At 69.0% G+C, this 26,390-nt stretch carries 31 protein-coding genes, 2 tRNA genes and 1 riboswitch; of the genes, 17 read left to right on the top strand and 16 right to left on the bottom strand.

All coding sequences use genetic code 11. The features are described 5' to 3' along the window. Nucleotides 1–177: 177 nt before the first annotated feature. Nucleotides 178–1,512: an APC family permease gene (locus EY822_RS12580; RefSeq protein ID WP_150308562.1), complete on the top strand. Its 1,335-nt coding sequence runs from the start codon at nucleotides 178–180 to the stop codon at nucleotides 1,510–1,512. On the opposite strand, the gene EY822_RS12585 is transcribed toward EY822_RS12580, so the two are convergent. Further along, nucleotides 1,509–3,998: an ATP-dependent DNA ligase gene (locus EY822_RS12585; RefSeq protein ID WP_150308563.1), complete on the bottom strand. Its 2,490-nt coding sequence runs from the start codon at nucleotides 3,996–3,998 to the stop codon at nucleotides 1,509–1,511. The two genes, EY822_RS12580 and EY822_RS12585, sit on opposite strands and share 4 nt — an antisense overlap. 20 nt (nucleotides 3,999–4,018) lie before the next feature. On the opposite strand from EY822_RS12585, the gene ku reads away from it, so the two are divergent. The 6 genes from ku (at nucleotide 4,019) to EY822_RS12615 (ending at nucleotide 9,083) form a co-directional block, all read left to right on the top strand. Beyond that, the gene (gene ku / locus EY822_RS12590; protein WP_150308564.1) at nucleotides 4,019–5,083 is read left to right on the top strand and encodes a non-homologous end joining protein Ku; all 1,065 of its coding nucleotides are present in this window, start codon (nucleotides 4,019–4,021) and stop codon (nucleotides 5,081–5,083) included. 27 nt (nucleotides 5,084–5,110) lie between these two features. Beyond that, nucleotides 5,111–5,220, top strand: a riboswitch (TPP riboswitch). Nucleotides 5,221–5,284: 64 nt separating this feature from the next. Then, a complete protein-coding gene (locus EY822_RS12595) occupies nucleotides 5,285–5,920 on the top strand; it encodes an ECF transporter S component (protein ID WP_150308565.1) in 636 nt (211 codons plus the stop codon). Nucleotides 5,921–5,943: 23 nt separating this feature from the next. Next, nucleotides 5,944–7,440 carry an ABC transporter ATP-binding protein gene (locus EY822_RS12600; protein WP_150308566.1) on the top strand — a complete coding sequence of 499 codons (1,497 nt, stop codon included), beginning with the start codon at nucleotides 5,944–5,946 and terminating at the stop codon, nucleotides 7,438–7,440. Beyond that, on the top strand, nucleotides 7,437–8,219 hold the full coding sequence (locus EY822_RS12605; RefSeq protein ID WP_150308567.1) for an energy-coupling factor transporter transmembrane component T family protein: 783 nt from the start codon (nucleotides 7,437–7,439) through the stop codon (nucleotides 8,217–8,219). Before EY822_RS12600 ends, EY822_RS12605 begins: the two co-directional genes overlap by 4 nt. A gap of 31 nt (nucleotides 8,220–8,250) precedes the next feature. After that, on the top strand, nucleotides 8,251–8,751 hold the full coding sequence (locus EY822_RS12610) for a nucleoside/nucleotide kinase family protein (protein ID WP_150308568.1): 501 nt from the start codon (nucleotides 8,251–8,253) through the stop codon (nucleotides 8,749–8,751). 59 nt (nucleotides 8,752–8,810) lie between these two features. After that, a complete protein-coding gene (locus tag EY822_RS12615) occupies nucleotides 8,811–9,083 on the top strand; it encodes a hypothetical protein (protein ID WP_150308569.1) in 273 nt (90 codons plus the stop codon). Nucleotides 9,084–9,136: 53 nt separating this feature from the next. On the opposite strand, the gene EY822_RS12620 is transcribed toward EY822_RS12615, so the two are convergent. The 7 genes from EY822_RS12620 to orn form a co-directional block, all read right to left on the bottom strand. After that, a complete protein-coding gene (locus EY822_RS12620; RefSeq protein WP_150308570.1) occupies nucleotides 9,137–10,399 on the bottom strand; it encodes a serine hydrolase family protein in 1,263 nt (420 codons plus the stop codon). Between the two features lie 24 nt (nucleotides 10,400–10,423). Beyond that, entirely contained in the window at nucleotides 10,424–10,771 is a 348-nt protein-coding gene (locus tag EY822_RS12625; protein ID WP_150308571.1) for a metallopeptidase family protein, read from the bottom strand. Nucleotide 10,772: 1 nt separating this feature from the next. Continuing rightward, nucleotides 10,773–11,297 (bottom strand): DUF2017 family protein, encoded by a 525-nt coding sequence (locus EY822_RS12630; protein WP_150308572.1) that lies wholly within the window; start codon nucleotides 11,295–11,297, stop codon nucleotides 10,773–10,775. Then, on the bottom strand, nucleotides 11,267–11,551 hold the full coding sequence (clpS, locus tag EY822_RS12635) for an ATP-dependent Clp protease adapter ClpS (protein ID WP_150308573.1): 285 nt from the start codon (nucleotides 11,549–11,551) through the stop codon (nucleotides 11,267–11,269). The genes EY822_RS12630 and clpS overlap by 31 nt, the downstream gene beginning before the upstream one ends. A 12-nt stretch (nucleotides 11,552–11,563) precedes the next feature. Then, on the bottom strand, nucleotides 11,564–12,430 hold the full coding sequence (locus EY822_RS12640) for a sulfurtransferase (protein ID WP_150308574.1): 867 nt from the start codon (nucleotides 12,428–12,430) through the stop codon (nucleotides 11,564–11,566). Between the two features lie 151 nt (nucleotides 12,431–12,581). Further along, a tRNA-His gene (locus EY822_RS12645) sits at nucleotides 12,582–12,657 on the bottom strand. A 47-nt stretch (nucleotides 12,658–12,704) separates the two neighbouring features. After that, nucleotides 12,705–13,325, bottom strand: a complete 621-nt coding sequence (gene orn / locus EY822_RS12650; RefSeq protein ID WP_150308575.1) for an oligoribonuclease — start codon at nucleotides 13,323–13,325, stop codon at nucleotides 12,705–12,707. 53 nt (nucleotides 13,326–13,378) lie between these two features. On the opposite strand from orn, the gene EY822_RS12655 reads away from it, so the two are divergent. From EY822_RS12655 to nadE, 3 genes are all read left to right on the top strand, one after another. Beyond that, nucleotides 13,379–13,606, top strand: coding sequence for an SCO4848 family membrane protein (locus EY822_RS12655; protein ID WP_150308576.1), 228 nt, complete (start codon nucleotides 13,379–13,381; stop codon nucleotides 13,604–13,606). Between the two features lie 45 nt (nucleotides 13,607–13,651). Beyond that, nucleotides 13,652–13,724: transfer RNA gene (locus EY822_RS12660), tRNA-Arg, on the top strand. A gap of 1 nt (nucleotide 13,725) precedes the next feature. Continuing rightward, entirely contained in the window at nucleotides 13,726–14,556 is an 831-nt protein-coding gene (gene nadE, locus EY822_RS12665) for an ammonia-dependent NAD(+) synthetase (RefSeq protein ID WP_150308577.1), read from the top strand. Between the two features lie 62 nt (nucleotides 14,557–14,618). Here the strand turns inward: nadE and EY822_RS12670 are convergent, their stop codons facing one another. The 4 genes from EY822_RS12670 to EY822_RS12685 form a co-directional block, all read right to left on the bottom strand. Beyond that, nucleotides 14,619–15,452 carry a hypothetical protein gene (locus tag EY822_RS12670; protein WP_227497269.1) on the bottom strand — a complete coding sequence of 278 codons (834 nt, stop codon included), beginning with the start codon at nucleotides 15,450–15,452 and terminating at the stop codon, nucleotides 14,619–14,621. A gap of 106 nt (nucleotides 15,453–15,558) precedes the next feature. Beyond that, a complete protein-coding gene (locus EY822_RS12675) occupies nucleotides 15,559–15,798 on the bottom strand; it encodes a hypothetical protein (RefSeq protein WP_150308578.1) in 240 nt (79 codons plus the stop codon). Between the two features lie 53 nt (nucleotides 15,799–15,851). Further along, on the bottom strand, nucleotides 15,852–16,862 hold the full coding sequence (locus EY822_RS12680; protein ID WP_227497270.1) for a DMT family transporter: 1,011 nt from the start codon (nucleotides 16,860–16,862) through the stop codon (nucleotides 15,852–15,854). Nucleotides 16,863–16,926: 64 nt separating this feature from the next. Beyond that, nucleotides 16,927–17,931 carry an aldo/keto reductase gene (locus tag EY822_RS12685; protein ID WP_150308580.1) on the bottom strand — a complete coding sequence of 335 codons (1,005 nt, stop codon included), beginning with the start codon at nucleotides 17,929–17,931 and terminating at the stop codon, nucleotides 16,927–16,929. Between the two features lie 234 nt (nucleotides 17,932–18,165). Here EY822_RS12685 and msrA point away from each other — a divergent pair, with 234 nt between their 5' ends. From msrA to EY822_RS12710, 5 genes are all read left to right on the top strand, one after another. Continuing rightward, nucleotides 18,166–18,693, top strand: a complete 528-nt coding sequence (gene msrA, locus EY822_RS12690; RefSeq protein WP_150308581.1) for a peptide-methionine (S)-S-oxide reductase MsrA — start codon at nucleotides 18,166–18,168, stop codon at nucleotides 18,691–18,693. A gap of 87 nt (nucleotides 18,694–18,780) precedes the next feature. Beyond that, complete coding sequence (locus tag EY822_RS12695; protein WP_150308582.1) at nucleotides 18,781–18,999, top strand: hypothetical protein; 219 nt, start codon at nucleotides 18,781–18,783, stop codon at nucleotides 18,997–18,999. A 356-nt stretch (nucleotides 19,000–19,355) separates the two neighbouring features. Next, nucleotides 19,356–19,862: a DUF6993 domain-containing protein gene (locus EY822_RS12700; protein WP_150308583.1), complete on the top strand. Its 507-nt coding sequence runs from the start codon at nucleotides 19,356–19,358 to the stop codon at nucleotides 19,860–19,862. A gap of 124 nt (nucleotides 19,863–19,986) precedes the next feature. After that, complete coding sequence (ettA, locus tag EY822_RS12705; protein WP_150308584.1) at nucleotides 19,987–21,669, top strand: energy-dependent translational throttle protein EttA; 1,683 nt, start codon at nucleotides 19,987–19,989, stop codon at nucleotides 21,667–21,669. Between the two features lie 5 nt (nucleotides 21,670–21,674). Next, the gene (locus EY822_RS12710; RefSeq protein ID WP_150308585.1) at nucleotides 21,675–22,175 is read left to right on the top strand and encodes an acyl-CoA thioesterase; all 501 of its coding nucleotides are present in this window, start codon (nucleotides 21,675–21,677) and stop codon (nucleotides 22,173–22,175) included. A 58-nt stretch (nucleotides 22,176–22,233) separates the two neighbouring features. Here EY822_RS12710 and EY822_RS12715 read toward each other — a convergent pair whose 3' ends face one another. Then, nucleotides 22,234–22,662, bottom strand: coding sequence for a QcrA and Rieske domain-containing protein (locus tag EY822_RS12715; protein ID WP_150308586.1), 429 nt, complete (start codon nucleotides 22,660–22,662; stop codon nucleotides 22,234–22,236). Between the two features lie 53 nt (nucleotides 22,663–22,715). Then, the gene (locus EY822_RS12720) at nucleotides 22,716–23,609 is read right to left on the bottom strand and encodes an acyl-CoA thioesterase (RefSeq protein WP_150308587.1); all 894 of its coding nucleotides are present in this window, start codon (nucleotides 23,607–23,609) and stop codon (nucleotides 22,716–22,718) included. A 73-nt stretch (nucleotides 23,610–23,682) separates the two neighbouring features. On the opposite strand from EY822_RS12720, the gene EY822_RS12725 reads away from it, so the two are divergent. Then, nucleotides 23,683–24,390 carry a hypothetical protein gene (locus EY822_RS12725; protein ID WP_150308588.1) on the top strand — a complete coding sequence of 236 codons (708 nt, stop codon included), beginning with the start codon at nucleotides 23,683–23,685 and terminating at the stop codon, nucleotides 24,388–24,390. Between the two features lie 63 nt (nucleotides 24,391–24,453). Continuing rightward, nucleotides 24,454–24,861, top strand: coding sequence for a VOC family protein (locus tag EY822_RS15505; RefSeq protein ID WP_227497271.1), 408 nt, complete (start codon nucleotides 24,454–24,456; stop codon nucleotides 24,859–24,861). A 6-nt stretch (nucleotides 24,862–24,867) separates the two neighbouring features. Here EY822_RS15505 and EY822_RS12735 read toward each other — a convergent pair whose 3' ends face one another. Together EY822_RS12735 and EY822_RS12740 are read right to left on the bottom strand one after the other, a co-directional pair. Beyond that, nucleotides 24,868–25,371 (bottom strand): globin domain-containing protein, encoded by a 504-nt coding sequence (locus EY822_RS12735; protein WP_150308941.1) that lies wholly within the window; start codon nucleotides 25,369–25,371, stop codon nucleotides 24,868–24,870. 2 nt (nucleotides 25,372–25,373) lie between these two features. After that, entirely contained in the window at nucleotides 25,374–26,378 is a 1,005-nt protein-coding gene (locus EY822_RS12740; protein ID WP_150308590.1) for a mechanosensitive ion channel family protein, read from the bottom strand. Between the last annotated feature and the right edge of the window lie 12 nt (nucleotides 26,379–26,390).

Genomic DNA, 26,390 nt, shown 5'->3' on the forward strand with positions numbered 1-26,390 from the left:
CCTTCCCCCCGAGGCACGAGTGCGGGTACGCACCGCGGGCACTCTCCAATAGTGCTTTGGGCCACATCCGCATCCGGACCTCGTTAGTCCAGAAGGGTACCCCCGGCCCGTATCCCCCACAAGGGGATGGAGCTCGCGGGGCCGCATCGGGCCGGTCGCGTGAATAGGCTTCCGATCATGACCGCCCCGCAGGAATCTCCCACCAAGCTCAATCGCGCCATCACCGGACCCCTCCTGTATCTGTTCATCCTCGGCGACGTGCTCGGAGCGGGAATCTATGCGCTCGTCGGAGTCCTGTCCGGAGAGGTCGGCGGTGCACTCTGGGTGCCCCTCGTGGTGGCCCTCGCCCTCGCGCTCCTGACGGCAGGATCCTATGCGGAGCTCGTGACCAAGTACCCCCGCGCGGGCGGCGCCGCCGTGTTCGCCGAGCGCGCCTACGGAAAGCCGATCATCTCCTTCCTGGTCGGCTTCAGCATGCTCGCCGCCGGTGTCACCAGCGCCGCCGGACTGTCGCTCGCCTTCTCCGGGGCTTACCTCCGGCAGTTCATCGACGTGCCCGCCGTGCCGGCCGCGATCGTGTTCCTCGCCCTGATCGCCCTGCTGAACGCTCGGGGCATCAAGGAGTCGTTGCGCGGCAACGTCGTCATGACCATCATCGAGTTGACCGGTCTGGTCATCGTCGTCGTCGCGGTGGCGATCATGCTCGGTGCGGGCAACGCCGATCCGTCCCGCATCACCGAATTCCCTGCCGGGGCATCGCCCGCTCTCGCCACTCTCGGCGGGGCGATCATCGCCTACTACTCGTTCGTCGGCTTCGAGGTGTCGGCGAACGTCGCCGAGGAGGTGCGGAATCCGTCCCGCATCTACCCTCGCGCGCTGTTCGGCGCACTGGCGACCGCCGGTGTCATGTACGTGCTGATCGGTCTTGCCGCGTCGATGGCCATGCCCGCCGACGAGCTCTCCGGGTCGACGAGCCCGCTGCTCGACGTGGTCGAAGCGACGGGCCTCGGCATTCCGCCGCAGCTGTTCAGCTTCATCGCCCTGGTCGCCGTGGCCAACGGCGCCCTGCTGACCATGATCATGGCCAGCAGGCTCACCTACGGCATGGCGGAGCAGCGCCTCCTGCCGTCGGTTCTCGGCCGCGTGCTCCCCAACCGCCGCACGCCGTGGGTCGCGATCCTCGCCACCACCGCCGTCGCCATGATCCTCACGGCGACCGGTGGTCTCGCCTCGCTCGCCGAGACGGTGGTGCTGCTTCTGCTCTTCGTGTTCATCAGCACCAACATCGCCGTGCTGGTGCTCCGGCGGGACAGGGTCGAGCACAAGCACTTCCGGGTGTGGACCTTCGTGCCCGTGCTCGGCGTCGCGTCCTGCATCCTGCTGCTCACCCAGCAGGATGGCGACGTCTGGGTGCGCGGACTCGTGCTCATCGGCGTGGGTGTCGTGCTCTACTTCCTCACGCTGCTGCGCCGCAAGACCACCAAGCCGGAACTCGACGACTACCGCCGCTAGAGCTCGGGCGCGGTCACGTCCTCGGGCGCCTTGTCCGGGCGCCAGCCTCGCCAGCTCGGCTGACGGAGACGCCTCGTCGAGGTCCACTCCGCGAACTCGACCTCGCCGACCAGCGTGGGGCGGACCCAGTGCGCATCGGAGGCGTCGAGTCTCGGTACATCGATCATCGGGTTGGTCTTCCGCTCCAACGGGGCCAGCCGACGCGCGATAGCGTCGAGCTCGCTGTCCCGGAAGCCGGTGCCCACGCGCCCGACATAGCGGAGCCCGTCGGAGTCGGGCACCGCGAGCAGCAGCGAACCCACACCATTGGCCCGCCGGCCCTTACCGGGACGCCATCCTCCGATCACCACCTCCTGATGCAGGCTGTGCTTGATCTTGACCCACGCGCGCGAGCGCACGCCGCCGGAGTAGGTGCTGTCCCGCCGCTTGGCGAGAACCCCCTCGAGATTCAGGGCCCTGCTGCTGTCGATCGCATCGGCGAGGGCTCCATCGAAGGCCGGAGGAACCTGCACCACCCCGTTGCGGCGGTCGGTCACGATGTCGAGCAGGGCCGCGCGGCGTTCGTCGTAGGTCCGGCCGAGCAGCGACTCGCCGCCGATCTCCAGCGCGTCGAACAGCAGGAAGTGCACCGGCACGCGCGACCGGGCGCGCTGAACGTCCGCGGCCTTGGTGAGGTTCATCCGCTCCTGCAGACGCCCGAAGTCCGGTCGCCCACCGGCGAGTGCGACGATCTCGCCGTCCAGGACGGCTGACCGCGCACCCACGACATCGACGAGTTCCTGCAGTTCGGGGTAGGTGCGGGTGAGGTCGTTGGTGTTCCGACTGAGCAGCCGGACGTCGCCGTCCTCCACGAAGGCGAGGGCCCGGATGCCGTCCCACTTCATCTCGAACGCCCAGTTCTCGACGTCCGGCAGGTCGGCGGGAGTCCCCGCGGTGGCGAGCATCGGGGCGAGGGTCCCTCGTGCGTCGCGAGTCGCGCTCCGTCCGGTGCTCGGGGTCGCGGTGGCGCGCTTCATCGAGCCGGATGCCGCCCGCACCTTCGGGGCCGTGCCGTCCATGAGGTGCATCAGCCAGTTATTGGCGGCGCGCCCGTTCCCTCCGGTGTGGATCAGCGCGTACCGTTTGGGGTCGCCCATGCCCGCCTCGCCCTTGCGACCGTGCAGGGTGACGATGACCTCTTTGCCCTCCCGCCACTTCTCCTCCTCGTAATCGCCGTACTCCCAGATCGTCACCTCGCCCGCACCGTACTCACCGTGCGGGATGGTGCCCTCGAACTCCCCGTACTCCAGCGGGTGATCCTCGGTCTGCACGGCGAGGTGATTCTCCGTGGTGCTCGTCGGCAGCCCTTTCGGCACCGCCCAGCTCACCAGGACGCCGTCGTGCTCGAGGCGGAAGTCGTAGTGCAGGCGTCGGGCGTGATGTTCCTGCACCACGAAGGACCTGCCCTCGGTGGTCGGAGGCGCCTCATCGGGCACCGGCTCGCTCGTCTTCGTCTTGTCGCGCATGCTGCGGTATTTCGCCAGCCGATCCCGAGTCGCGGGTGCGGCCTCGACGGCGTCCGAGTGCGACGGGGTCGGCTCCGGCGATGCCAGGTGTCCGGCGGTGAGCCCGGCGAGGGGATCCGCATCCCGCTCCATCCGGTCCATCACCTCGGAGTACTCGAGATGCCGCAACTCGGGCGACTCCAGCTCACGCCAGGTGCGCGGCAGGGCGACGGTGGGACGGGAGCGACCGCGCAGCGAGTACGGCGCGATCGTGGTCTTGTTGCCGTTGTTCTGACTCCAGTCGACGAGCACCTTGCCCGTGCGCAGGGTCTTCTTCATGTCGCTGACCACGAGGTCGGGATGGTCCGCTTCGAGCGCTCGGGCGAGTTCGTGCGCGACGGCGGACACCTCGTCGGAGGTCAGGGACCCGTCGATGGCCGCGTAGAGGTGGATGCCCTTGCTGCCGCTGGTGACGGGCATCGGGTCGAGCCCCATGTCGGTCAGGATCGACCGCGCGAGCCGGGCGACGTCCACGCACTCCGCCAACCCGGCACCCTCGCCCGGGTCGAGGTCGAGCACCAGCCGGTCGGGGTTCCGGCGCTCACCGGTACGACCGAACTGCCACTGCGGCACGTGGATCTCGAGGGCGGCGATCTGCGCCAACCACATCAGCGTGGCAAGGTCGTTCAGTAGCGGGTACTCGTTCGACGAGGTGCGGTGCTCAATGCTGCGGCGGGCCACCCACCGCGGCGTGCCGGCATCGAGGTTCTTCTGGAAGAAGACCTCGCCGGGGTGCTCGGCGGTGCCGACGCCGTGCACCCAGCGCTTGCGGGTGACCGGACGATTGCGGACGTGCGGGAGGAGGTGGTCGGCGACGGCGGCGTAGTACGACAGCACGTCGCCCTTGGTCGTCCCGGTCTCCGGGTACAGGACCTTGTCGAGGTTGGTCAGCGTGAGCCGATGCCCGTCGATTGTGACGACTTGCTCGTCTTTGGTCGCCATAACACTCCATCATTGAACGTATGAGATCCATCTGGAAGGGCGCGATCACGTTCGGCCTCGTGAACGTGCCGGTCAAGCTGTACAGCGCCACCGAAGATCATGACGTGTCGCTGCATCAGGTGCATGACGAGGATGGTGGACGCATCCGGTACCAACGCCGCTGCGAGATCTGCGGCAACGTCGTGGACTACCAGCACATCGACAAGGCGTACGACGACGGCGAGCACACCGTGGTCATCACCCGTGAGGACCTGAAGTCCCTGCCCGAGGAGCGCAGCCGGGAGATCGATGTGGTGGAGTTCGTGCCCAGCGAGCAGGTCGACCCGATCATGTACGACCGCAGCTACTTCCTCGAACCCGACTCGGCGTCGCCGAAGGCGTATGCGTTGTTGCGGGAGACGCTCGAGAAGACGGATCGCACCGCCATCGTGCACTTCGCCCTGCGGCAGAAGACCCGCCTCGCCGCGCTCCGCGTGCGCGGCGATGTGCTGGTGCTGCAGACGCTGCTCTGGGACGACGAGGTGCGGGAGGCCACGTTCCCGGCGCTGGACGAGCGGGTGACTCTGTCGGCGAAGGAACTGCAGATGTCATCGCAGCTCGTGAAGAGTTTCGAGAGCGACTTCGAACCGGGCAAGTTCACCGACGACTACCAGGAGCAGTTGCGCGAGCTCATCGAGGCCAAGATCGAGCAGGGCGACACCTTCGACACCGCCGCCACCTTCGGCGAGGCCGAGGAGGGCGACGGCGGCGGCGAGGTGCTCGACCTCATGGAGGCGCTGCGACGCAGCGTGGAGAAGAACCGGGCCTCGTCGGGTGGGAAAGCCACGAGCTCCGGTGCGAAGGACGCACCCGCGGCGTCGTCGGATTCGGACGACGACGACGACGAAAGCGCCGACGCGGACGCACCGCCGAAGCGGAAGCCCGCGGCGGGGAGGAAGGCCGCGCCGAAGGCGTCGGACGAGAAGCCGGCGCGCAAGACTCCGGCGAGGAAGAAGGCCCCGGCGACAACGGCGTCGGCGGACGCGGAGAACGAGTCCGACGGCGCCGAGCCCGAGAAGAAGAAGCCGAGGCGCAAGAGCGCCTGAGCGACACGTCGCCCCCGGTACTAGACTGGTGGCGAACACGGGAGTCCGGTGAGCCGGGCTGAGAGGAAGATCACCAATCTTCGACCGTCGAACCTGATCTGGGTCATGCCAGCGCAGGGAGATGATTTCTCTGGGTAGCCACCGGCCAACCGGTCGGTGCCCCGACCCGTGCCTGTCTTTCTCACGGAAGGGGCACGAATCGTGCACGAATCGACCACCACCGCAACTACCACACCGTCGGGCCGCCGCACCCGCCCGAACCCGCGCTGGCGGGTCGTGGACATCGTCGTCGCCAGCGTGATCGGGGTCGCCTCCGGCCTCATCTTCGTGGCGTGGAACGTGGCCTACAACCCGCTCAGTGCACCGCTCGAGGTCCTGCTTCCCGGCCTGCAGGCGCTGCTCGGCGGCGGCTGGCTGTTCGCGGGCGTTCTCGCGGGGCTCATCATCCGTAAACCGGGCGCCGCGCTGTACGGCGAACTGGTCGCGGCCGCGGTGTCCGCCCTCGTGGGCAACCAGTGGGGGGCGTCGACGCTGCTCTCAGGGCTCGTGCAGGGACTCGGGGCCGAGCTGGTGTTCGCCCTCTTCCTCTACGCGAACTGGCGCGCGTACGTGGCCGTGCTGGCGGGCGCCGGTGCGGGCGTGGCGCTGGCCGTCAACGACCTCATCAACTACTACGCGGGAGCGTCGCTGACCTTCGCGATCATCTACACCGTGTGCGCCGTCGTGTCCGGAGCCGTTCTCGCGGGGCTGCTGTCGTACCTCGCCGCCCGCGGGCTCGCTCGCACCGGCGCCCTCGACCGGTTCGCCTCGGGCCGCGAGGTCCGGGCGCGCGTCTGATCCGTCCTATTCCCGCACCGATCATGCCCTCCTTCCCGTCCCGGTCCGGTGGCGCCGCCGTGCGCGCCCGCGGTTGGGGGTGGCGGCACGCGAGCCGCCGGGCATGGTCGGTGTCCGACCTCGACCTCGCCATCCAGCCGGGGGAGCGCGTCCTCCTCCTCGGCGCGAGCGGCGCCGGGAAATCGACCGTGCTCTCCGCACTCGCGGGCGTGCTCGGGGACGCCGACGAGGGCGAGACGCGCGGTGAACTCACCGTGGACGGATCGACACCCGACGCGGCGCGGGGCCGGGTCGGGCTGCTCCTGCAGGACCCGGACTCGCAGGTGATCCTCGCGCGGGTGGGCGACGATGTGGCCTTCGGATGCGAGAACCTCCGAGTACCGCGGGACGAGATCTGGCGCCGGGTGACCGCCTCACTCGACGCGGTCGGGCTCGACGTTCCCCTCGACGCATCGACGTCCGACCTGTCGGGAGGCCAGAAGCAGCGGCTCGCCCTCGCGGGGGTGCTCGCCATGCGTCCGGGGCTGCTGCTTCTCGACGAGCCGACCGCGAATCTCGATCCGGACGGCGTGCGGGAGGTGCGGGACGCCGTGGCCCGGGTGCTGGCGCACAGCGAAGCGACCCTGATCGTGGTCGAGCACCGGGTGGACGTGTGGCGGGACCTCGTCGACCGCGTGGTGGTGCTCGCGCCGCGGGGCGGTGTGCTCGCCGATGGTACCCCGAACGACGTGCTCGGACGGCAGGGTGCCGCGCTCGCGGACTCGGGCGTGTGGGTGACCGAGCATGCGCCGGTGGCGCCCCGACGGGAGCGCGGAGCGGAACGCGGGGGACTCCTGCGCGCCGCGGACCTGGCCGTCGGCCGCGCAGCGGGCCGGGCGATCGCGTCCGGTATCGCTCTCGACGTCGCCGCCGGAACGGCGACCGCGATCACCGGCCCCAACGGGGCCGGCAAGTCCACGCTGGGTCTCACCCTGGCGGGTCTGCTCCCGCCGGTGTCGGGTTCCCTGACCGCCACGCCGCTGCTCGCCGACGGTGTGCGCACCTCGCCGATCCGGTGGCGATCGCGCGACCTGCTCACCCGCATCGGCACGGTGTTCCAGGACCCGGAGCACCAGTTCCTCGCCTCCACCGTGCGCAGCGAACTCGAGGTCGGTCCCCGCGCCCTCGGACTGTCTTCCGCCGAAATGACCGCCCGTGTCGACGAGCTGCTGGCGCGGCTCCGCCTCGACGCGCTCGCCGACGCGAATCCGTTCACCCTGTCGGGTGGCGAGAAGCGGCGGTTGAGCGTGGCGACCGTGCTGGCCACCCGTCCCCGTGTGCTCGTCCTCGACGAACCGACCTTCGGGCAGGACGCCCGCACCTGGCGGGAGCTCGTCCAGCTCCTCTCCGCCCTGGTGACCGACGGGTCGGCGGTGGTGTCGATCACCCATGACGAGCACTTCGTGCGCGCTCTCGCCGATCGCGAGTTCCGCATGATGCGGGGGAGCGGTGCCGTCGCGCGGCTCGAGGAGGTGCGATGAGCGTATTCGAGGCCCCGGCGGTGCGCGCGGGCGTGGGGTCGGTCAATCCTGTCGCGAAGCTCGCGACGGCCCTGATCCTCTCTCTCGCCTTGATCCTCTCCCTCGACACCGTGTCCGCGTCCGTGGCGCTCCTGCTGGAGATCCCGCTGCTGCTGTGGGCGGGGTTGCCGCTCCGCACCTTCTTCCTGCGGACCCTGCCGGTGTGGATCGCCGCTCCCGGCGCCGCCCTCACCATCGCTCTGTACGGCCAGACCAGCGGGGACGTGTACTTCCGGTTCCTCCTAATCGTGGTGTCGGACGGCTCGCTGGAACTCGCCTTCGCCACGTTCCTGCGCATCCTCGCCGTGGGGCTCCCCGCCGTCGTCCTGTTCGTGACGGTGGATCCGACGGATCTCGCCGACGGGCTCGGTCAGGTGGTGCGGCTGCCGAGCCGTTTCGTGCTGGGTGCCTTGGCCGGTCTCCGCCTCGTCGGACTGTTCGTGGCGGACTGGCGGTCCCTCGAGCTCGCCCGTCGCGCGCGGGGCGTCGCCGACCGGGGACGGGTGAAGCGATTCGCCTCCCAGGCGTTCGCCCTCCTCGTGTTGTCCATCCGCCGGGGGAGCAAGTTGGCGACCGCCATGGAGGCGCGGGGGTTCGGTGCGTCGAACGACCGTACCTGGGCCAGGCCGTCGCCGTTCGGCGTTCGCGAGGTGCTGCTCATGCTGACCGGTGCGGCGATCGCGGGGACCGCCATCACCGTCGCGGTGCTGGCCGGGACGTGGAACTTCATTGGTTCCTGATCCCCGAGAGCGGAACACGGCAGGCGAGGTCATGGCGGCCGCGCTCGCCAGCGGCACCCGCCCGATCGTGCTCATCGACGGTGGTTCGGGTGCGGGCAAGTCCACGCTCGCCTCGGCCCTCCTCGATCGGTGGCCCGGTCGGGTCTCGCTCGTGCGTCTCGACGATGTGTATCCGGGCTGGGACGGACTCGACGCGGCCAGCGAGCACGTGCGGGATCACGTGCTCGACTCGGCGACGCCGAGGTGGCAACGCTGGGACTGGGCAGCGGGTGCTCCCGCGGAGTGGCATGCCCTCGACCCGACGGTGCCCCTGATCGTCGAGGGGTCGGGCAGTCTCACCCGCGCGAACCGGGCCGCGGCGACGCTCGGGGTCTGGGTGCACACCCCTCCGGAGGTCCGCAAGCGGCGGGCCCTGTCCCGCGACGGGAACGGATACCGTCCGCACTGGGACCGATGGGCCGCCCAGGAACGCCGCTTCGCAGAGCGGGAGCGTCCGCAGGAGCGCGCGGACGTCATGTTCTCCGGCCTCTGATGCGGTTCACCGCGCCCCTGTCGAACGGGCCGGGAACCGACGCGGAGTACCGTGGACACATGACCGATAGAACAGACAAGAACACCCGATACCTCGCCATCTTCAGCGACGGACCGCTCGAGGGAACCACCGAGACCCGCCTGCTGGAGAACGGCGAGTACGATCATCGCATCGGAGCAGCCGCCCACGTCGACAACTCCGACGCACTCTTCTGGTACCGCGCCACGGGGGACCGTGAGGTCGCCGGCGAGAAGCACGTCACGTACGCCTTCGAGCCCGAGGACAGCGACCCGGTTTCCACGAACGGCGAGGTCGACTCGCTCAGCTTCTAGTTCGGAGGTCCCGGCGATCACCCGTCGGGGCCTGGGCGGCAGCCGTCGACTGTTCAGTCGCCGCGCTCCGACAGAAGGCTGCCGACCATGGGCCCCGGGGAGAGGAGCCGCCACCCGGGGCCCGGGTCGGTCAGAGCCGCTGAGGCGACCAGCACGACCTCCCGCGTCGTCCCGTCGACCTCGTAGCGCAGCGTCCCGACTCGGTCGCCCGCGCGTACCGTCCGCAGGTCGTCGACCTGCACGTCGCCGTTCGCGGCGGCCCCCGACAGAGACTGCACCTCCAGCCCGTCCCGGGTCACGGCGGTGGTGGTCTGACCCCAGGCGCTGCGGTACTCCGCCACGGCCACTCCGGCGCCCACCAGAGACACCGCCTCCGCTCTGGCGCGGATACCGGTGAGGAACTCGTCCATGTCGACTTCGAGCGAGTCGTAGGAGGGCTGGCGCAGGAACGCCCCGTACACCGTGCGGGACGGTTCGTTCCCGCCGAGCGGCACGGCGAACAACAGGCAGACCCCGGCTGCGTCACTGAAGCTGCGGCTGATCCCGCGCACCCCGTCCACGACCCGGAAGTCGGCCTGGTTCGAGATCTCGTAGCCGCGGGTCGTCGTGACGACCGGGCTCTCCAACAGCTCGCTCAGCACCACGTTCCCCGCGGCCAGTTCGGCGAGACGTGCCATGTCCTCTGCCGTGCCCGTGTTGCGGTCGGTGAGGCCGGTCGGGTCGACGATCGTGGTGCGCGTCAGCCCGTGCGCGCTCAGCCAGTCGCCGGCTGCCGAAGCGTAGGCGTCGAGCGAGCCGAAGGCCCACCGGACGAGCGTGTCGGCGTGATTGTTGCTCGACCCGAGGACGACGGCCTGCAGTACCTCACGCTGCGTCCACGTATCCCCCTCGACCACGGGAATGTTCCGGCCACCGGCGTCGCGGTAGTCGAGATAGGAGGCGTAGTCGTCGGACGTGATCGGGATGCTGTCGCCGGATCGGCCCGCCGCGAGCGGACGTTCGTCGAGCACCACGAGGGCGGCGACGACCTTCGACGCGCCGCCGATCGGGACCGGATCGGCGCTACCCGAGGTCGCCAGGGGATCCGTCGCTCCATCCGCGTACACGGCGCTGGCACCGGGAACGGGCAGGGGCACCTCGGATGCCGCGCCGATTCCGGACGAGGCGGGGAGGTCGAGCATCCGCACCGACGCGACGGGCAGTGGAGGGAGCAGCGTCACCGGGCCGTACAGGCCGGCGGCGAGGATGAGGATGGTGCCGAGCGCCACGACGAGCGCGCGGCGTACACGCCGGTCGTTCCGCCCCGTTCGCGACATGCGGCAAGGCTAGTGCGGGTGTCGCTATGCCCAGCCGAGTTCGTGCAGCCTGTCGTCATCGATGCCGTAGAAGTGCGCGATCTCGTGCACGAGGGTGACGTGGATCTCGTCCCGCAGCTCGTCCTCGGACTCACTGATCGCCAGGAGCGGCTCGCGGTACAGGATGATGCGGTCGGGCATCTCGCCGAATCCGTACGTACCCCGCTCGGTCAGGGCGGTGCCGTCGTAGAGACCGAGGGTGTCGAGCGTGCCGTCCTCCGGTCGGTCCTCCACGACGAACACCACGTTGTCCAGGCCGTCGACCATGTCGTCGGGCAATTCGTCGAGTTCGGCCACGACGAGCGCTTCGAAGGCATCTCTGTCGAGATCCACCTCAGTCGTCCAGCGCGCGCACGAGGGAGTCCTGCACCCACCCGAGCCAGTTGTACACCTCGGTCAGTGGTTCCACCGCATCGACGGGAAGCCCGGGGTCGGGTTCGGCGCCGATGCCCACCCGGGCGGCGAGCATCAGCCGCATGTCGGTGAGACCGCGTACCCACGCCTGCACCTGCTGCTCGTCGAGGATGACCGGCACCGGCTCGTCGGCCGTCAACGCCGGAGCGAGGCTCTCCGCGATGGCCGCGGCGTTGTGCGTCTTCCGGCTCCGCAGATCCGGCGTCGTGAAACGACGGAACTCCGCGGACGCGTCGGAGTCGGTCGGGTAGGCCTCGGGGAAGAATCGGTCGAGCACGGGATCGATCGGGCGAAGATCGCCGTCGGCATACTCCAGCACGGCGTGCACCTCGTCGACCAGCGAGAGGAAGAGCCCGGCCTCGGGACCGTCCACGCTGGTGCTCACCGTGCCGTCGGCACGGCGGTGGAACTGCTTCACGATTCCGACCGCGAGAGCGTCGCCCACAGGCCGAAGTCGTGCATGGCCTCCACGTGCCGCTCCATCTCCTCGCGCCCACCGGACGCCACGATGGCGCGCCCGTCGTTGTGCACCATCAGCATGCGGCGTTCCGCCTCCTCGGCAGGGAAACCGAAGTAACTGCGGAACACCCACGCCACGTAGGACATGAGGTTCACCGGATCGTTCCAGACGATGGTCACCCACGGGGAATCGAGGGACACCCGTTCGATGGTGTCGATCGCTTCGTCAAGCCGGGGCATTCCTTCAGCCTGTCACACCGGGAAGGTCGGCGAGAGCGCCGAGGGCGCAGCGGAGACGGCGACCGGCAGGTCGGGGAGGCTGGAGTACTGCGACCACCCGCCGACGAAGAGCCTGCCGACGCCGAGCCCGAGGTGTTCGAGGGCGAGGAGGTTGTGGCAGGCGGTGACGCCCGAACCGCAGTAGGCGACGACGTTTCTGCCGTCCGCCGCCGTCACGACTCCGGCGGCCGCGAACGCGGCGGTCAACTCCGCGGTCGATCTGAGGCGGCCGTCTGATTCGAGATTCTCGCGGCAGGGCACATTGCGTGCACCGGGAACGTGGCCGGAGCGGGGGTCCACCGGATCGGGCGCCGCCCCGTCGAATCTCTCGCGGTTGCGGGCGTCGACGACGATGACGGCCGGGTCGGCGACGTCGTCGAGGGTCGCCAATCGCGACTGCGGCCATGGTGCGGCGGTGAACACATCCGGCGGGAGTTCGACCGGAACGGTCTCGAGCTCGCCATCGACGTTCTGCACCCCGCCGTCCAGCAACGCCGCGCGGTGGCCCGTCGCCCGCAGCATCCACACGAGACGTGCGGCGATCACCCCGCCCGCGTCGTCGTAGGCCACCACGGTGCTGCTCTCACCGATGCCGAGTGCGGACATCCCGGCCGCGAACGTCTCGGGGGACGGCAGCGGGTGTCGCCCGGTCCCGGCGCCGCCGGGCCCCGACAACCAGCGCTCGAGATCGACGAACACGGCGCCCGGGAGGTGCCCGGCGTCGTAGGCGTCGCGCCCGGATCGACCGTCGAGATACCACCGGACGTCGGCGAGCACCACGTCGTCCCGGTTCGCCTGCAACCAGGCGGCGTCGACGAACGGGGGGAGTTCTTCAGCCATCGTCCCAGTCTAGGAAAGCCCGGGCATCCGCTCGCGCGACGCTATCGATGCCGTGCGCGACCCGCTCGCAGCGGCCCCCCGCCCGGAGAACGGAGGACCTGCCGGAAAACGACGAATGGTCCCGCCGGAGCGGGACCATTCGTGCGGGGTTTGGGGTGAACGACGGGGCTCGAACCCGCGACATCCGGCTCCACAAGCCAGCGCTCTACCAACTGAGCTACGCCCACCATGTGCGATCCGGAACGAATTCCGTACCGCGGCATCGAAGAGTCTATTACAAGCGAGAGCTCCACTTGTCCACTATGGACGCGGAAACGGCCTGGACGTCTTCGGTAGCCGGACCGGGGAAGGCGACGAAGGCGGCCGAGCGGTAGTAGTCGAGCTCGCGGATGGACTCGAGGATGTCGGCGAGGGCACGGTGCCCGCCGTTCTTCGCGGGTGCGTTGAAGTACACGCGCGGGAACCAGCGACGGGCGAGTTCCTTCACGGAGGACACATCGATGTTGCGGTAGTGCAGGTGGTTGTCGACCCGGGGCATGTACTTGGCGAGGAACGCCCGGTCGGTGCCGATCGTGTTGCCGGCGAGCGGTGCCGAGTTCGAGACGGGAACGTGCCTGTTGATGTACTCGAGTACCGCGTACTCGGCGTCACCGAGGCTCACGCCGTTCGGGATCTCCTCGAGGAGCCCGGAGGACTGGTGCATCGCGGTCACGAAGTCGCCCATGTTGTCGAGAGCGGACTGGTCGGCGCGGATGACGATGCTGAGGCCCTCGTCCACCGGCTCGAGTTCGAAGTCGGTGACGATCACGGCGACCTCGACCAGTTCATCGATCTCGATGTCGAGACCGGTCATCTCGCAGTCGATCCAGACGAGGCGATCAGCGTTGCTACCCATCCCGCGAGTCTATCCGCGGCGGAACGGGCGGCGACCGTTCGTACACTGAACGGGTGATCCCGACTCTCGCCGTACTGCTCCTCGTCAACGCCGCATGGAACTTCATCGTCTGGCCCGCGTTCCTCCGCCGGGTGAGCAAGGACGCTCGCGCGCGCACGGCGACCGGCGCGCCCACTCGATTCCTCCAGGTGCACCGTGTGCTGGTCGGAATCTCGCTCGCCCTGGCGACCGCGCTGCTCGTCTTCGGCATTCTCCTGTTGACGACCGGGATCGCCGCCTGACGACCACGCGTAATCCGGGGCGGTATCGTGATACGCGGAGGAGACGCCCTCGTAGCTCAGCGGATAGAGCAGGAGCCTTCTAATCTCTTGGTCGCAGGTTCGATTCCTGCCGAGGGCACATGACGAGCACACGACCCCTGCAACAGAAGATCATCGCCGAACTCCACGTGTCGGCATCCATCGATCCGGCCGGTGAGATTCGCGCGCGCGTGGACTTCCTGAAGGACTACCTCACCCGCACGGGCGCACGCGGCTTCGTCCTCGGCATCAGCGGCGGGCAGGACTCGTCTCTTGCGGGTCGCCTCGCTCAGCTCGCGGTCGATGAGCTCGCCGCCGAGGGGACGCAGGCGATCTTCATCGCCGTGCGCCTTCCGTACGGCGTGCAGGCGGACGAGGCGGACGCGCAGCTGGCGCTGTCGTTCATTCAGCCGCAGCGTACCGTGGTGTTCAATATCCAGCGCGGGGTCGACGGGTTCGAAGCGGAGTACGGAGACGCGATGGGCACGAAGATGATCGACTTCACCAAGGGCAATGTGAAGGCGCGGGCGCGCATGATCGCGCAGTACGCGATCGCGGGGCAGGAGGGCCTCCTCGTGCTCGGCACCGACCACGCGGCCGAGGCGGTGACCGGATTCTTCACCAAGTTCGGTGACGGCGGTGCCGACCTTCTCCCGCTCACGGGACTCAGCAAGCGGCAGGGTCGTGCGCTGCTGCAGCACCTCGACGCTCCGGAGCGCCTCTACCTCAAGCCGCCCACCGCGGACCTGCTCGATGACACTCCGGGTCAGACCGACGAGGCGAATCTCGGCCTCGCGTACGAGGACATCGACGACTACCTGGAGGGCAAGGCGGTGGACGACGCCGCGGCGACCGCCATCGAGACCAGGTACCTCGCCACGGAGCACAAGCGTCAGGTGCCGGCGTCGAGGTTCGACGAGTGGTGGCGCTGACGGCCGGATCGCGCTGCAGCGAGCCGGTCGGCGGGCGCTGAAGTGCTTCCGGCGCGCGCCCGTCAGTTGTCGGGTGCACCCGGGCGGCGACTGCCCGGCATGGCGAAGTCATCCGGAGCTTCCACCTCGCGAGAGCCCGAGGCCGCGTGCGGGAGCACACCCCCGCGCATGGGTCCCGTTCCCCCGGAACCCGGTGATCCGGCATCCGCGGGGAGGTAACTCGGCCCGTCCGCGGTGCTGGCGAAGCCGGCTGACACTGGTCGGGCAGTACCGGTCTGCGCTGGCCGGTCGGCCTGCGCCGAGGCGCGGGCAGCATCCGATCCGGCCGCCGAGAATCGCGATGAGTGCTGCTCCGCCGTCCAGGCGTCCTGCTCGGCTCTCGCCTGCTTCTCCGCGTCGGTGAGTTCGACGTCCCAGCGAGCGATGTCGCTGGCGAAGATCTTCCGCGCCCGTGCCGGGTGACGCTGCCAGTCGATCAACCGGTTCCGGAACTCGACGAGCAGGGTATCGAACTGGAACCCGAACGTGGCGCTTCCGCGCTTGAACTCCAGGATCTCGTGCGCCGCCCAGTCGGCGGCTACCCCTGCTCCGCGAAGAGGGAGCAAGCGCACCCGCACATCCGCCTCTCCCGCGGCTCGGTCGCTCAACAGCTGCTCCTGCGGAGTGAGGGAATCCCACACCGCCGCCTGCCTCGCCGCGTCGATCAATGCGCCGATCGCGGCGGTCTTCTGTTCCCGGTCGTGACGGGCGAGCACTCGCTTCATCGTATTGCGGGCGATGAGTGCGGCGACGAGCCCGGCCGTCAGGATGGCGAGGAAAGGGATCGCGGCCTCGGTGACGACCCGCCACCCCGCGTCGGAAGTGAGCCAACGAACGAAGTTATTCCACCACTGCATGGCTCGCAGATTACGCGTCGGGATCCGCGTTGTGGGGCAGGCCGTGCGGAGTGGCGGGCTCGGTCACGCTGGCGTGGCGGGCTCGGTCACGGCTGGTGTGGACCACTCAACCGAAACGAAGGCTGTCCACGGCGTCTTGGAGCTGCCAGAACTCGCCCAGCCCGATGAAGGAGCGCTTGTTCGCGGTGAGCCGCTTCGCGCGGAAACGCTCGCCACGCGGATCAGGAAAGCTCTCGACATATCCGAGCACGGCACCGGACGAGCGGACGACTCGCCACAGGCCGTTGTGCAGCTGAACGAGTGAGATGCCCGATGAGACTCGGGGTGGCAGTGTGAGCGTGGTCAAGGGTCCTCCATCCGTGCCGCCGGCCCGGCGATCGCGTTGTCGATGGGATCAGACTATGAACGACCACCGACATTCCCGCCGACGGATTCGGTAGTGGCGCGCGTGGCGGGCACGCGCTCCCCGACCACGTCCGGACCGTCCCGGAACGCGAGATCGGGATCCAGCACCTTCTCCGCACGGGCGGTCTGTGCGAGCACGATTCCGGCCAGAACGAGAGCCGCCCCGACGAGCTGCACCGGGTTGAGTCCTTCACCGAGCCACACCCACGCGACGAGGAATGCGAAGATCACCTCCGACGACGCAATGACCCCAGCGGCCGTGGCGGTGAGGCGTTTGAGTGCGAGGTAGGAGAAGAAGAACGGGGCGAACGAGCCGAGAAGGACGTTCCAGAGCAGCGGGAGCAGAAGGGGCACGGATACCGCCTCGAGGTTTCCGCTCAGCGAGACGGCCGTCGGGAAGACGCTCGGGTCGATCGTCCACCAGCCGCTGAGCATCGCCCAGAGGAGCGCCGCGAAGAGCATCGACCAGAAGGCGACGGCCATGGCGCTCGAGGCCGTGAGCAGTCGCTCACCGACGAGGAAGTAGACCGTCAGCGCGACGGCCGCGAGCAGGGCGAAGACCACCCCGAGGAGGTTGAGCGATCCGGTCCAGATCTGCGCCACGACGGCGAGACCCCCGAGCACGAGGCCGATGGAGACCCACAGCCGGGGCTTCACGCGCTCGGAGAAGAAGAAGAAGGCGATCACGGCGACCATGAGAACGGCCGTGTATTCGAGGAGCAGCGTGATCCCGACGGGAAGCAGGCTGAGGGCGGTCGCGTAGAAGAACTGCAGGCCGGCCACACCGAACACGCCGAGGATCGCCATCACCCCCAGCTGGTGCCGGGTGAGCCGGAACGCCGCCCGGTCGGTGACGAGCAGGACCAGCCCGGAGACGACGACGGTGCCCGTGACGCGGAAGAACGTGAGCTGGGCGGGGTCGAGGCCCGCACCCACGATCACCTTGGTGACGCTCCCGTTGATGCCGAAGAGGAGGGCGGCGATCAGCGCGTAGAGGTAACCCACGAGCCGCAAGCCTATGCCGTTGCCGCACCGGCGACCGGGGAGTGCCGGTGCAGCGGCGTGGGGATTACAGCGTGGTGCCGTCGACGGCGTGCGGCTCGATGGCCGCGAGTTCCGCATCCGTGAGCGCGGGCGCCTCGAGGGCGGCCAGGTTCTGCTCGAGCTGCTCCACGCTCGATGCGCCGATGAGCGCGCTGGTCACCTGCGGGTGCCGGAGCACCCAGGAGAGAGCGAGCTGCGCCAGCGTCTGTCCACGGTCCTGCGCGATGGCGGAGAGGGCCTTCGCCTTCTCGAGGTACTGCTCGGTGATCGAATCACCGGAGAGGAAGCGGTTCTGGGCGGCGCGGGAGTCCGCCGGCACCGATCCGTCGAGGTAACGATCGGTGAGCAGGCCCTGAGCGAGCGGTGAGAACACGATGCTTCCCATGCCCGTCTCGTCGAACACGTCGAGGAGACCGCGCTCCACGTGTCGATCGAACATGCTGTAGCGCGGCTGGTGGATGAGGATCGGCACGTTGTGCACGGCAATGGCTTCCACCGCGGCCCGGGTCTGCTCGGGGTTGTAGTTCGAGATGCCGGCGTAGAGGGCCTTGCCCGAGGTGACGGCGGTCGCCAGAGCGCCGACGGTCTCCTCGATCGGCGTCTCGGGATCGGGTCGGTGGGAGTAGAAGATGTCCACGTAGTCGAGGCCGAGCCGGGTGAGGCTCTGGTCGAGCGAGGACAGCATGTACTTGCGGGATCCCCACTCGCCGTAGGGACCCTCCCACATGGTGTAGCCGGCCTTCGTCGACACGATCATCTCGTCACGGTACGGCCGGAAGTCCTCCGCGAAGATGCGGCCGAAGGCCGTCTCCGCCGATCCGGCGGGCGGGCCGTAGTTGTTCGCCAGGTCGAAGTGGGTGACGCCGCGGTCGAACGCGCGGCGGAGGATCGCCCGCTGGGTGTCGAGCGAGCGGTCGGATCCGAAGTTGTGCCACAGTCCGAGGGAGATCTCGGGGAGCTTCAGGCCGCTGCGTCCGGTGCGGCGGTAGGTCATCGAGTCGTAACGGTCGTCGGCGGCGAGGAAAGTCATATGCCGGAGCCTATTCGCGGCCGGGCGGTTCTGTTCGTCAGTTTCGCTGTTGCCATCATTCGGCGGCCTCGCAGTCCGGCGGCGTTCCTGCTCGGATACGTTTCCGCTCGACAGCGCCGCGGCTCGCCGAGGCCGGGTGTCATCCCGACCACTCCGGAATGCGGGCACGCCATGGACGGTTGCAGGATGTGGCGCGAGGAGGACTCCGCCAGATTCGGGAAGTAGGTTGACCTTATGCAGACTTTTGTACTCGCCGGTGGATGTTTCTGGTGTCTCGATGCGGTGTATCGCACCCTCGATGGCGTCTCCGATGTGATCTCCGGCTACACGGGTGGCGCAAGTGCCCATCCGTCCTACGAAGAGGTGTGCACCGGCGCGACCGGTCATGCTGAGGCCGTCAAGGTCGTGTTCGACGAGACGGTCATCCCGGCCGACGTCATCCTCGACGTGTTCTTCACCCTGCACGACCCCCGTCAGCTGAACCGCCAGGGTGCGGACATCGGCACCCAGTACCGTTCGGCGATGTTCTACGTCGACGACGAGCAGAAGCACCTGTTCTCACGGGCGATCGACAAGGCCTCCGAACTGTGGGACGGATCCGTCGTCACCACTCTCGAGCCGCTCGGCACCTGGTACGACGCGGAGGAGTACCACCAGGACTTCTTCGCCAAGAACCCCGGGCAGGGATACTGCCTCGCCGTGGCACGACCCAAGGTGAACAAGGTGCGCAAGTCGTTCGCGCAGTACGTTCTCGCGTCCTGACCCTCGCGCCGACGATGGGCGTGCTCGGGGCTTCATCTCGAGCGCGCCCGGGCGTACTCTCGGGGCACGGAGAAAGGTAGGCATGACATGGCTCACGACACCTCGACAGACTCGCACGTGGTCGGCAAGACCTGGGTCGCCTTCGGCAGCGAGGGCGCTATCGGGTCGATCCACTCGCAGGAGGACGGCTACGCCGTGCGACTGCTGAAGCGCGAGGAGCAGCACGGCGTCTATCCGTCGCTGGCGATCGCGAAGAACGCGCTGCAGGGCGCGGTCGGCGACGACCTGGAGTTCCGGGAGCACTGACTCCGGAACAACGACAGCGGGTAGAGCCCCGTATCGCTGCGGAGTTGCACCCCATCGGCCCCGATCCCGCGCGGATCGGGGCCGATGTCGGTGACGGTGCTGGTTCTCCTCCTCCACCACGCGCTGGCGGGAGTAGTCGGCCCCGGCCCCGCTGGTGCCGCCCCACCGCTCCCGGCGGTCGGTGACGATGGACGCTCGGCCGGGGAGCGGCCGACTGGCACGAGTGCCGCTTCCCGGTCCTCCGGGCCTGCCGTCGACCGGGAGGCGACGTGGGCGAATGGGTAGGCTCGTGGCGCACACGCTTCGCTCCGGCCGGGTGCGACGGCAGCGCGGAGCACGACACCGGGGGATCCGCCATGCCACGTCGATCGGTCGGCGCCTCCCGTATGGTCACGGCGATGGCGGGAGCGCTCATGCCCGTGGCCCTCCTCGTCGGGTGCTCGGCATCCCCGTCGTCCGAGGCTCCTCGCGAATCGGGCTCCGCAGGTGAGTCGGAGTCGGGAGCGCCGACGACGACCGGTGCACCCGAGTCGCCGCCGGTGCTCGTCGACGGCGGCAGTGCCGTGGAGAACAAGCCCTACTTCGACGCGGTCAGCGGCTCGCTCTTCGCCCGAACGCCCGACGCCGGGCGGGGTGCGATCATCGACGCCTTGACCGAGGCCGGTTTCGCGCCGGAGGACCTGGAGGCGACCGACGACAGCACCCCCATCGGGAACGCCGTGGACTCGCTCCAGTTCGCCGTGCGCATCGGGGAATCCTGCCTCCTGGGCGATCGCGGCGCGGGTGGCTTCGTGAGTGCGGTCGCCCCGGTGCTGGGAACGGGCCGCTGCCTCGTCGGCGCGACGCCCGACATCGGCGGCTAGCGCCGGACATCGGCACGGCGCCGGACACCCGGGTAGCGCCGGCTGGCGCCGAATAGCCGGACAGCGCCCCGACATCGGCGGGTGGCGGAGGAGCGCGGTGCCCTCGGGCAAATAGACTTGACCCATGGCCGAATATATTTACTCGATGGTCCGCGCCCGCAAGGCGGTCGGCGACAAGGTGATTCTCGACGACGTCACCATGTCGTTCATCCCCGGAGCGAAGATCGGGGTCGTGGGACCCAACGGCGCCGGTAAGTCCACCATCCTCAAGATCATGGCCGGGCTCGACACCCCCAGCAACGGAGAGGCGAAGCTCACACCGGGCTTCACCGTCGGCATCCTGATGCAGGAGCCCGAACTCGACGAGTCGAAGACCGTGCTCGAGAACGTGCAGGAGGGGGTCGGCCCGATCAAGGGCAAGATCGACCGCTTCAACGAGATCTCCGCCGCGATGGCCGAGCCCGACGCCGATTTCGACGCGCTGCTCGCCGAGATGGGCGAACTGCAGGAGGCGATCGACGCCGCCGACGCGTGGGACCTCGACTCCCAGCTCGAGCAGGCCATGGACGCCCTGCGCACGCCGCCGGGCGACGCATCGGTCTCGAACCTCTCCGGCGGGGAGAAGCGCCGCGTCGCGCTGTGCAAGCTGCTGCTGCAGAAGCCCGACCTCCTGCTCCTCGACGAGCCCACCAACCACCTCGACGCCGAGAGCGTGCTGTGGCTCGAGCAGCACCTGGCGCAGTACCACGGTGCCGTCCTCGCCGTAACCCACGACCGGTACTTCCTCGACCACGTGGCCGAGTGGATCGCCGAGGTCGACCGCGGACGTCTCTACCCCTACGAGGGCAACTACTCGACCTACCTCGAGAAGAAGCAGGAGCGGCTGAGCGTCCAGGGCAAGAAGGACGCGAAGCTGTCCAAGCGCCTCGCCGAGGAACTGGACTGGGTGCGCTCGAACGCGAAGGGGCGCCAGGCCAAGTCGAAGGCACGTCTCGCCCGCTACGAGGAGATGGTCACCGAGGCCGAGCGCACGAGAAAGCTCGACTTCGAGGACATCCAGATCCCCGTCGGTCCGCGACTCGGTTCGCAGGTGATCGACGCCAAGAAGTTGCATAAGGGCTTCGACGGCCGTGTGCTCATCGACAACCTCAGCTTCACCCTTCCCCGGAACGGCATCGTCGGCGTCATCGGCCCGAACGGCGTGGGCAAGACCACGCTGTTCAAGACGATCGTGGGCTTCGAACCCCTCGACGCGGGCGAGCTCAAGATCGGCGAGACGGTGGACATCTCCTACGTCGACCAGAGTCGCGGCGGCATCGACCCGAACAAGACCCTGTTCGAGGTCGTCTCCGACGGACACGACTACATCCAGGTCGGCAAGACCGAGGTCCCGGCCCGCGCCTACGTGTCGACGTTCGGCTTCAAGGGGCCCGACCAGCAGAAGCGGGCCGGTATCCTGTCGGGCGGTGAGCGCAACCGGCTGAACCTCGCCCTCACGCTCAAGCAGGGCGGAAACCTCCTCCTGCTCGACGAGCCGACGAACGACCTGGACGTCGAGACCCTGTCGAGCCTCGAGAACGCCCTCCTCGAATACCCCGGCTGCGCCGTGGTCATCACCCACGACCGGTGGTTCCTCGACCGGATCGCCACGCACATCCTGGCCTACGAGGGAACCGACGAGGACCCGGCGAACTGGTACTGGTTCGAGGGCAACTTCGAGGCGTACGAGGAGAACAAGATTCAGCGTCTCGGCCCGGATGCGGCGAAGCCCCACCGCTCGGCCTACCGCAAGCTCACGCGGGACTGACCGGCATGACCCGGTTGCACGTGCCGATCCGGCTGCGCTGGTCGGATCTCGACGCGTACGGGCACGTGAACAACGCCGAGATGCTGCGCCTCCTCGAGGAGGCGCGCATCCAGGCGTTCTGGGCGACGGACGATGCAACGGACGCGCACGGTCCCGAGGCCGTCGGCGCCGGGAGTGCGGCCGCGGTACTCGACGGGACGCCCGGAGCCGACACGCTGACGCTGATCGCCCGTCAGGAGATCGAGTACCTTGCGCCGGTGCCGTACCTGCGGCACCCTCTCGACATCCAGCTCTGGCTGGGCCGGCTCGGCGGCGCGAGCCTCGAGGTCTGCTACGAGGTGCACTCACCGCGGGGCGTTCAGCCGGCCGTGCTGTACGCCCGCGCGGTGACCACCATCGTGCTGGTCGACACCGCATCGGAGCGCCCGCGCCGGATCAACGAGGTCGAACGGGCCGCCTGGTCGCCCTACCTCGAGGATCCGGTGGTGTTCACTCAGCGGGTCTGAGCGCGACGAGCGGGAACTGCACGCGACGCCGGGCTGACGGCGACGACGCGGGCTGGTCTCAGGCGGTGACGATCGTGTCGCCGTCCACCGTGACCGGCAGCTCGGCGAGCGGCTGGTCCGCCGGACCCTGAATCACCTCGCCGGTGAACGCATCGAACTGCGATGCGTGACAGGGGCAGTCCAGCACCTTTTCGGCCGGAACCACCTTGCAGCCCTGGTGGGTGCACACGGCGGTGTACGCGACCACCTCACCGGCGGTCGGCTGGGCGACCACGTACGGCGCCCCGTCCACGTCGACCGCGATGGATCCGCCGACCGGAACGTCGGCGAGCGGGGCGACCACCGTGCCCGACGCGGTGCCGCCCGCGGCCGAGCCTCCACTGGGCTGCGCGGCCGGGCCGGCGCAGGCGGCGAGGCCGATCCCGAGCGTGCCGGCCGTGCCGAGCGAGAGCGCGGTGCGGCGGCTGAAGACGTGCGCATCAGTCATGGGATTCCTTCCGGTCGAACCGTCGGTGGAGCGGCATCGCTCCAGTGCCGATCCTAGGACTCGGGCGCGCGGACCATGCCCTCCTGTGCCACGCTCGCGACGAGTGCTCCGTCACGGGAGAAGATTTTTCCGAGGGCGAGCCCGCGACCCCCGGTCGCGCTGGGCGACTCCTGCACGTACAGCAACCAGTCGTCGACCCGAGCGAATCGGTGCCACCACATCGCGTGGTCGAGGCTCGCCACCTTGAGGCCGGGGGTGCCCCAGGTCAGCCCGTGCCTCCGCAGCACGGACTCGAGGATGGAATAGTCGCTCGCGTAGACGAGGGCGGCGCGATGCAGGTTGGGGTCGTCGGGGAGTTCGCCGATGGCGCGGAACCACACGGCCTGAGAGGCGACCCGTTCGCCCCCCGGCCCGAAGTACACCGGTCCCGACACGTGCCGGATGTCGAACGGCCGGCCATTGGCCCAGTACTGAGCGACGGGGTGGTCGATGCTGCCGAGGAAGTCCTTCTCCGCCGGGAGATCCTCGGGCTGGGGAAGCCCCTGCGGCATGTCGGACTGGTGATCGAGCCCCTCGTCCTCGCGCTGGAACGACGCGATCATCGACAGGATCGGCCGGCCGTCCTGGTAGGCCTGCGTGCGTCTCGTGGAGAAGGACCGGCCGTCGTGGATGCGGTCGACGGAGAACGTGATGGGCTTCTGCACATCGCCCGGCCGCAGGAAGTACCCGTGCATGGAGTGCACGATGCGGTCATCCTCGAGGGTGCGCTGCGCGGCGACGAGCGACTGCGACAGCACCTGTCCGCCGAAGACCCTACCCAGCGGCATCCACTGCGACGAACCGGTGAGGATGTCCTCGCTCGTGCGCGCCCCCGTGTCGGTGAGGTCGAGCGCGGTGAGCAGACTGCCGAGCGGATCGGTGCGTCCGCCGTCGGGGGAGTGGGTCATGTCGCCTTCCGATAGGTGTCCGCGGCCTCGAAGTCGTCCGACCGCGTCGACTGTGAAGTAGTTTAGACAACAGATGGCGTCCTCCTTCCTGCTCCCCGACTCGCACTCGCTCAGCGATCTGCGGGTGTTCCTCGGTCGGTCGGAACGGCTCGACACCGGCTCGGTGCGTCTGGTGGCCGATCGCGGTGTACTCGCCGTCTACGTGGCGATCCTGACGCCGGCAGGGCTGCTCGATGCCAGCCCGACGGTTCTCGGCCTCCGCACGTTCGCCCTCGCCGACGACGGTACGTTCGACGTGGTGGTCACCGTGCGATCCCTCCTCGACCGGCTCGCACGCTTCGAGGGGGAGGACTCGGCCGCGCCCACCGTCGCACCCGCGGTGAGCATCCCGCAGGAATCCGGCACAGCGCCGTGGGCGGGGATCTCCCCGCCACGGACGGGGTGGGAGCCGCGGGGCAGCGCCGACCCCGTCCTTCTCGAACGAGTGGCACGGGAGGGAATCGACGAGGTCGCTGCCGCTGTGCTGCCCGGTACCGGCGAGCAGATCGTCACTCGCGTGCGGAGCGAGGTGTGGAACCGTCCGATTCCGGGCCTCGACGGCGTTCCCGCGGGCGCGGCCTTCGCCGCCCTGAGCCTCGGCTTCCTCGCCGCCGACGACCCGGTGGCCGTGTACCGCACCGGGCCGTGGTACCGGTTGTCCTCCGGGCGCGGACACGTGCTCGTGCGGTCGCGGGGGTCGTTGGCGTCGGCGCCGCTGGCGTCGGGCAGTCCCTCCTCCTGAGGCCTCCTCACCTGCGGCCCTCCTGAGGCCTCCTCACCTGCGACGCCATGGCATGCTCGGGACATGACCGTTTCCGTCACGCACATCACGTTCGACTGTTCCGATCCCTATCGACTGTCGCTCTTCTGGGCCGACGCGACGGGATTCCTGCCCGACCCCGACGACCCAAATGAACCGGGGACCGACGAGGCGTACCTCGCCGACGCGCACGGTCCCACGGTGCTGCTGTTCATCCGGGTGCCGGAGGGAAAGATCGTCAAGAACCGGGTGCACCTCGATGTGTCGCCGACCGATGCGACGCGGGACGAGGAGGTCGAACGGTTGCGCGGCCTCGGCGCCACCCTGGTCGACGATCGACGGGACAGCGATGGTACGGGCTGGGTGGTGCTCGCCGACCCGGAGGGCAACGAGTTCTGCGTCGAGCGGAGCGCGGCCGAGCGGGCCACGCCGGTGGAGCCGATGACCGACTGACGACGGTCACTCGTCGAAGGTGTTGACCATCGCGTGCGCGGCGCGCTCGAGGTACGACCAGAGGGTCGCGTCGTGCAACGGCGAGAGTCGGAGCGAATCGACGGCGTCCCGCATGTGGCGCAGCCAGCGGTCCCGCGCGTCCGGGTTCACCGGGAACGGCTGGTGTCTGAGACGCAGCCTCGGGTGCCCGCGCTCGTCGCTGTACGCGGTCGGCCCGCCCCAGTACTGCTCGAGGAACCCGGTGAGCCGCTGGATGGCGCCCTCGAGATCCTTTTCCGGGTACATGGCGACGAGCACGGGGTCGTTCGCCACACCGCGGTAGAACTCGCGGACCAGCTTCTCGAAGGTCGCCCGGCCCCCGATCTGGTCGTAGAAGTTGCCGGCCGGGGGGTCGCCGCCGGCGCTCACCCGGAGCGTCACGGGCGTGGCGGGTGCGAGGGGTACGGTATGCCCGGCGGTCGGGAGGCCGACGGGCAGTGCCGTGCGCGGCTCACCGTTGTCGTTCCGCATGGTCACTTCCGATCCGAGGGCGTGGTGTCGTCGGCCGGCCGGGTGCGCTTCGAGCTCTCCGGCTGTGGTCCATCCTTGCGGTTCAGGCCGTCCATCACCACCCGGTTCAGCGGAGGGAGCGTGACGCCCAGGAAATCGAGACCGCGCTTGAGTCGCAGCCGGAGCTCCCGCGCCACGTCGTACTGCGCCGACGCGCGGGTCTTCATCACGAGCCGGATGACGAGCGCCTCCGCGGAGATCGACTCGATTCCCCAGATCTCCGGCTTCTCGAGCACTCGCGACCGCCACTCCGAGCTGGTCGCCAACTCCGTGGCGGTCGCCAGCAGGTTCTCCTGCACCAGGTCGACGTTCGAGGTGTACGGCACCGGAAGGTCGATGATGACCCGCGCCCAGCCCTGCGACATGTTGCCCACGCGCAGGATTTCACCGTTCCGCACGAACCACAGCGTCCCGTTCACGTCGCGGATCTGCGTGACACGGATTCCGACGGCCTCGACGACACCGGTGGCGAAACCGGTGTCGATGATGTCGCCCACACCGAGCTGGTCCTCCACGACCATGAACAGTCCGTTCAGGACATCCTTGATGATGTTCTGCGCGCCGAAGCCGAGGCCCGCGCCGAGGGCCGCGGTGAGCAGCGCGAGGGAGCCGAGCACATCGGGGTTGACGGTCGTGAGCACCAGAAGGATGGCGATCACCGCGATCACCACGGTGACGATGTTGCTGAGGACGCTGCCGAGAGTCCGCGTGCGCTGCACGACGCGCACGGCCGCCAGGGGCGACGACGCGATGGCCTGCGTGTCCTCCACGTTCTGCCGCTTCTTCACCCCGTTGACGATCTTGTCGACCACCCGCCGGATGATGAACTGCATCAGGAAGCGCACCACCACCGCGATGACGATGATGAGCACCACGCCGATCAACGGGCCGACGAACGGCGTCTCGAACGCGTTCACGACGGGGGCGACGGGATTCTCGGGGATGGGGGTCTGTTCAGCGCGAAGCATCGGCTGGCGGCT

It is taken from the genome of Planctomonas psychrotolerans (genome assembly GCF_008642235.1).
Lineage (GTDB): Bacteria > Actinomycetota > Actinomycetes > Actinomycetales > Microbacteriaceae > Planctomonas > Planctomonas psychrotolerans.

Bases quoted from the DNA above. Each gene is read 5' to 3' on its own strand.
- EY822_RS12670 (WP_227497269.1), bottom strand. From the start codon at position 15,452: ATGCAGTGGTGGAATAACTTCGTTCGTTGGCTCACTTCCGACGCGGGG.
- EY822_RS12700 (WP_150308583.1), top strand. From the start codon at position 19,356: ATGCCACGTCGATCGGTCGGCGCCTCCCGTATGGTCACGGCGATGGCG.
- EY822_RS12615 (WP_150308569.1), top strand. From the start codon at position 8,811: ATGACCGATAGAACAGACAAGAACACCCGATACCTCGCCATCTTCAGC.
- EY822_RS12735 (WP_150308941.1), bottom strand. From the start codon at position 25,371: ATGCGGAACGACAACGGTGAGCCGCGCACGGCACTGCCCGTCGGCCTC.
- EY822_RS12585 (WP_150308563.1), bottom strand. From the start codon at position 3,998: ATGGCGACCAAAGACGAGCAAGTCGTCACAATCGACGGGCATCGGCTC.
- clpS (WP_150308573.1), bottom strand. From the start codon at position 11,551: ATGCCCCGGCTTGACGAAGCGATCGACACCATCGAACGGGTGTCCCTC.
- orn (WP_150308575.1), bottom strand. From the start codon at position 13,325: ATGGGTAGCAACGCTGATCGCCTCGTCTGGATCGACTGCGAGATGACC.
- EY822_RS12600 (WP_150308566.1), top strand. From the start codon at position 5,944: ATGCCCTCCTTCCCGTCCCGGTCCGGTGGCGCCGCCGTGCGCGCCCGC.
- EY822_RS12695 (WP_150308582.1), top strand. From the start codon at position 18,781: ATGGCTCACGACACCTCGACAGACTCGCACGTGGTCGGCAAGACCTGG.
- EY822_RS12725 (WP_150308588.1), top strand. From the start codon at position 23,683: ATGGCGTCCTCCTTCCTGCTCCCCGACTCGCACTCGCTCAGCGATCTG.
- ku (WP_150308564.1), top strand. From the start codon at position 4,019: ATGAGATCCATCTGGAAGGGCGCGATCACGTTCGGCCTCGTGAACGTG.
- EY822_RS12610 (WP_150308568.1), top strand. From the start codon at position 8,251: ATGGCGGCCGCGCTCGCCAGCGGCACCCGCCCGATCGTGCTCATCGAC.
- EY822_RS12620 (WP_150308570.1), bottom strand. From the start codon at position 10,399: ATGTCGCGAACGGGGCGGAACGACCGGCGTGTACGCCGCGCGCTCGTC.
- EY822_RS12710 (WP_150308585.1), top strand. From the start codon at position 21,675: ATGACCCGGTTGCACGTGCCGATCCGGCTGCGCTGGTCGGATCTCGAC.
- EY822_RS15505 (WP_227497271.1), top strand. From the start codon at position 24,454: ATGACCGTTTCCGTCACGCACATCACGTTCGACTGTTCCGATCCCTAT.
- EY822_RS12580 (WP_150308562.1), top strand. From the start codon at position 178: ATGACCGCCCCGCAGGAATCTCCCACCAAGCTCAATCGCGCCATCACC.
- ettA (WP_150308584.1), top strand. From the start codon at position 19,987: ATGGCCGAATATATTTACTCGATGGTCCGCGCCCGCAAGGCGGTCGGC.
- msrA (WP_150308581.1), top strand. From the start codon at position 18,166: ATGCAGACTTTTGTACTCGCCGGTGGATGTTTCTGGTGTCTCGATGCG.
- EY822_RS12605 (WP_150308567.1), top strand. From the start codon at position 7,437: ATGAGCGTATTCGAGGCCCCGGCGGTGCGCGCGGGCGTGGGGTCGGTC.
- nadE (WP_150308577.1), top strand. From the start codon at position 13,726: ATGACGAGCACACGACCCCTGCAACAGAAGATCATCGCCGAACTCCAC.
- EY822_RS12715 (WP_150308586.1), bottom strand. From the start codon at position 22,662: ATGACTGATGCGCACGTCTTCAGCCGCCGCACCGCGCTCTCGCTCGGC.
- EY822_RS12685 (WP_150308580.1), bottom strand. From the start codon at position 17,931: ATGACTTTCCTCGCCGCCGACGACCGTTACGACTCGATGACCTACCGC.
- EY822_RS12740 (WP_150308590.1), bottom strand. From the start codon at position 26,378: ATGCTTCGCGCTGAACAGACCCCCATCCCCGAGAATCCCGTCGCCCCC.
- EY822_RS12640 (WP_150308574.1), bottom strand. From the start codon at position 12,430: ATGGCTGAAGAACTCCCCCCGTTCGTCGACGCCGCCTGGTTGCAGGCG.
- EY822_RS12720 (WP_150308587.1), bottom strand. From the start codon at position 23,609: ATGACCCACTCCCCCGACGGCGGACGCACCGATCCGCTCGGCAGTCTG.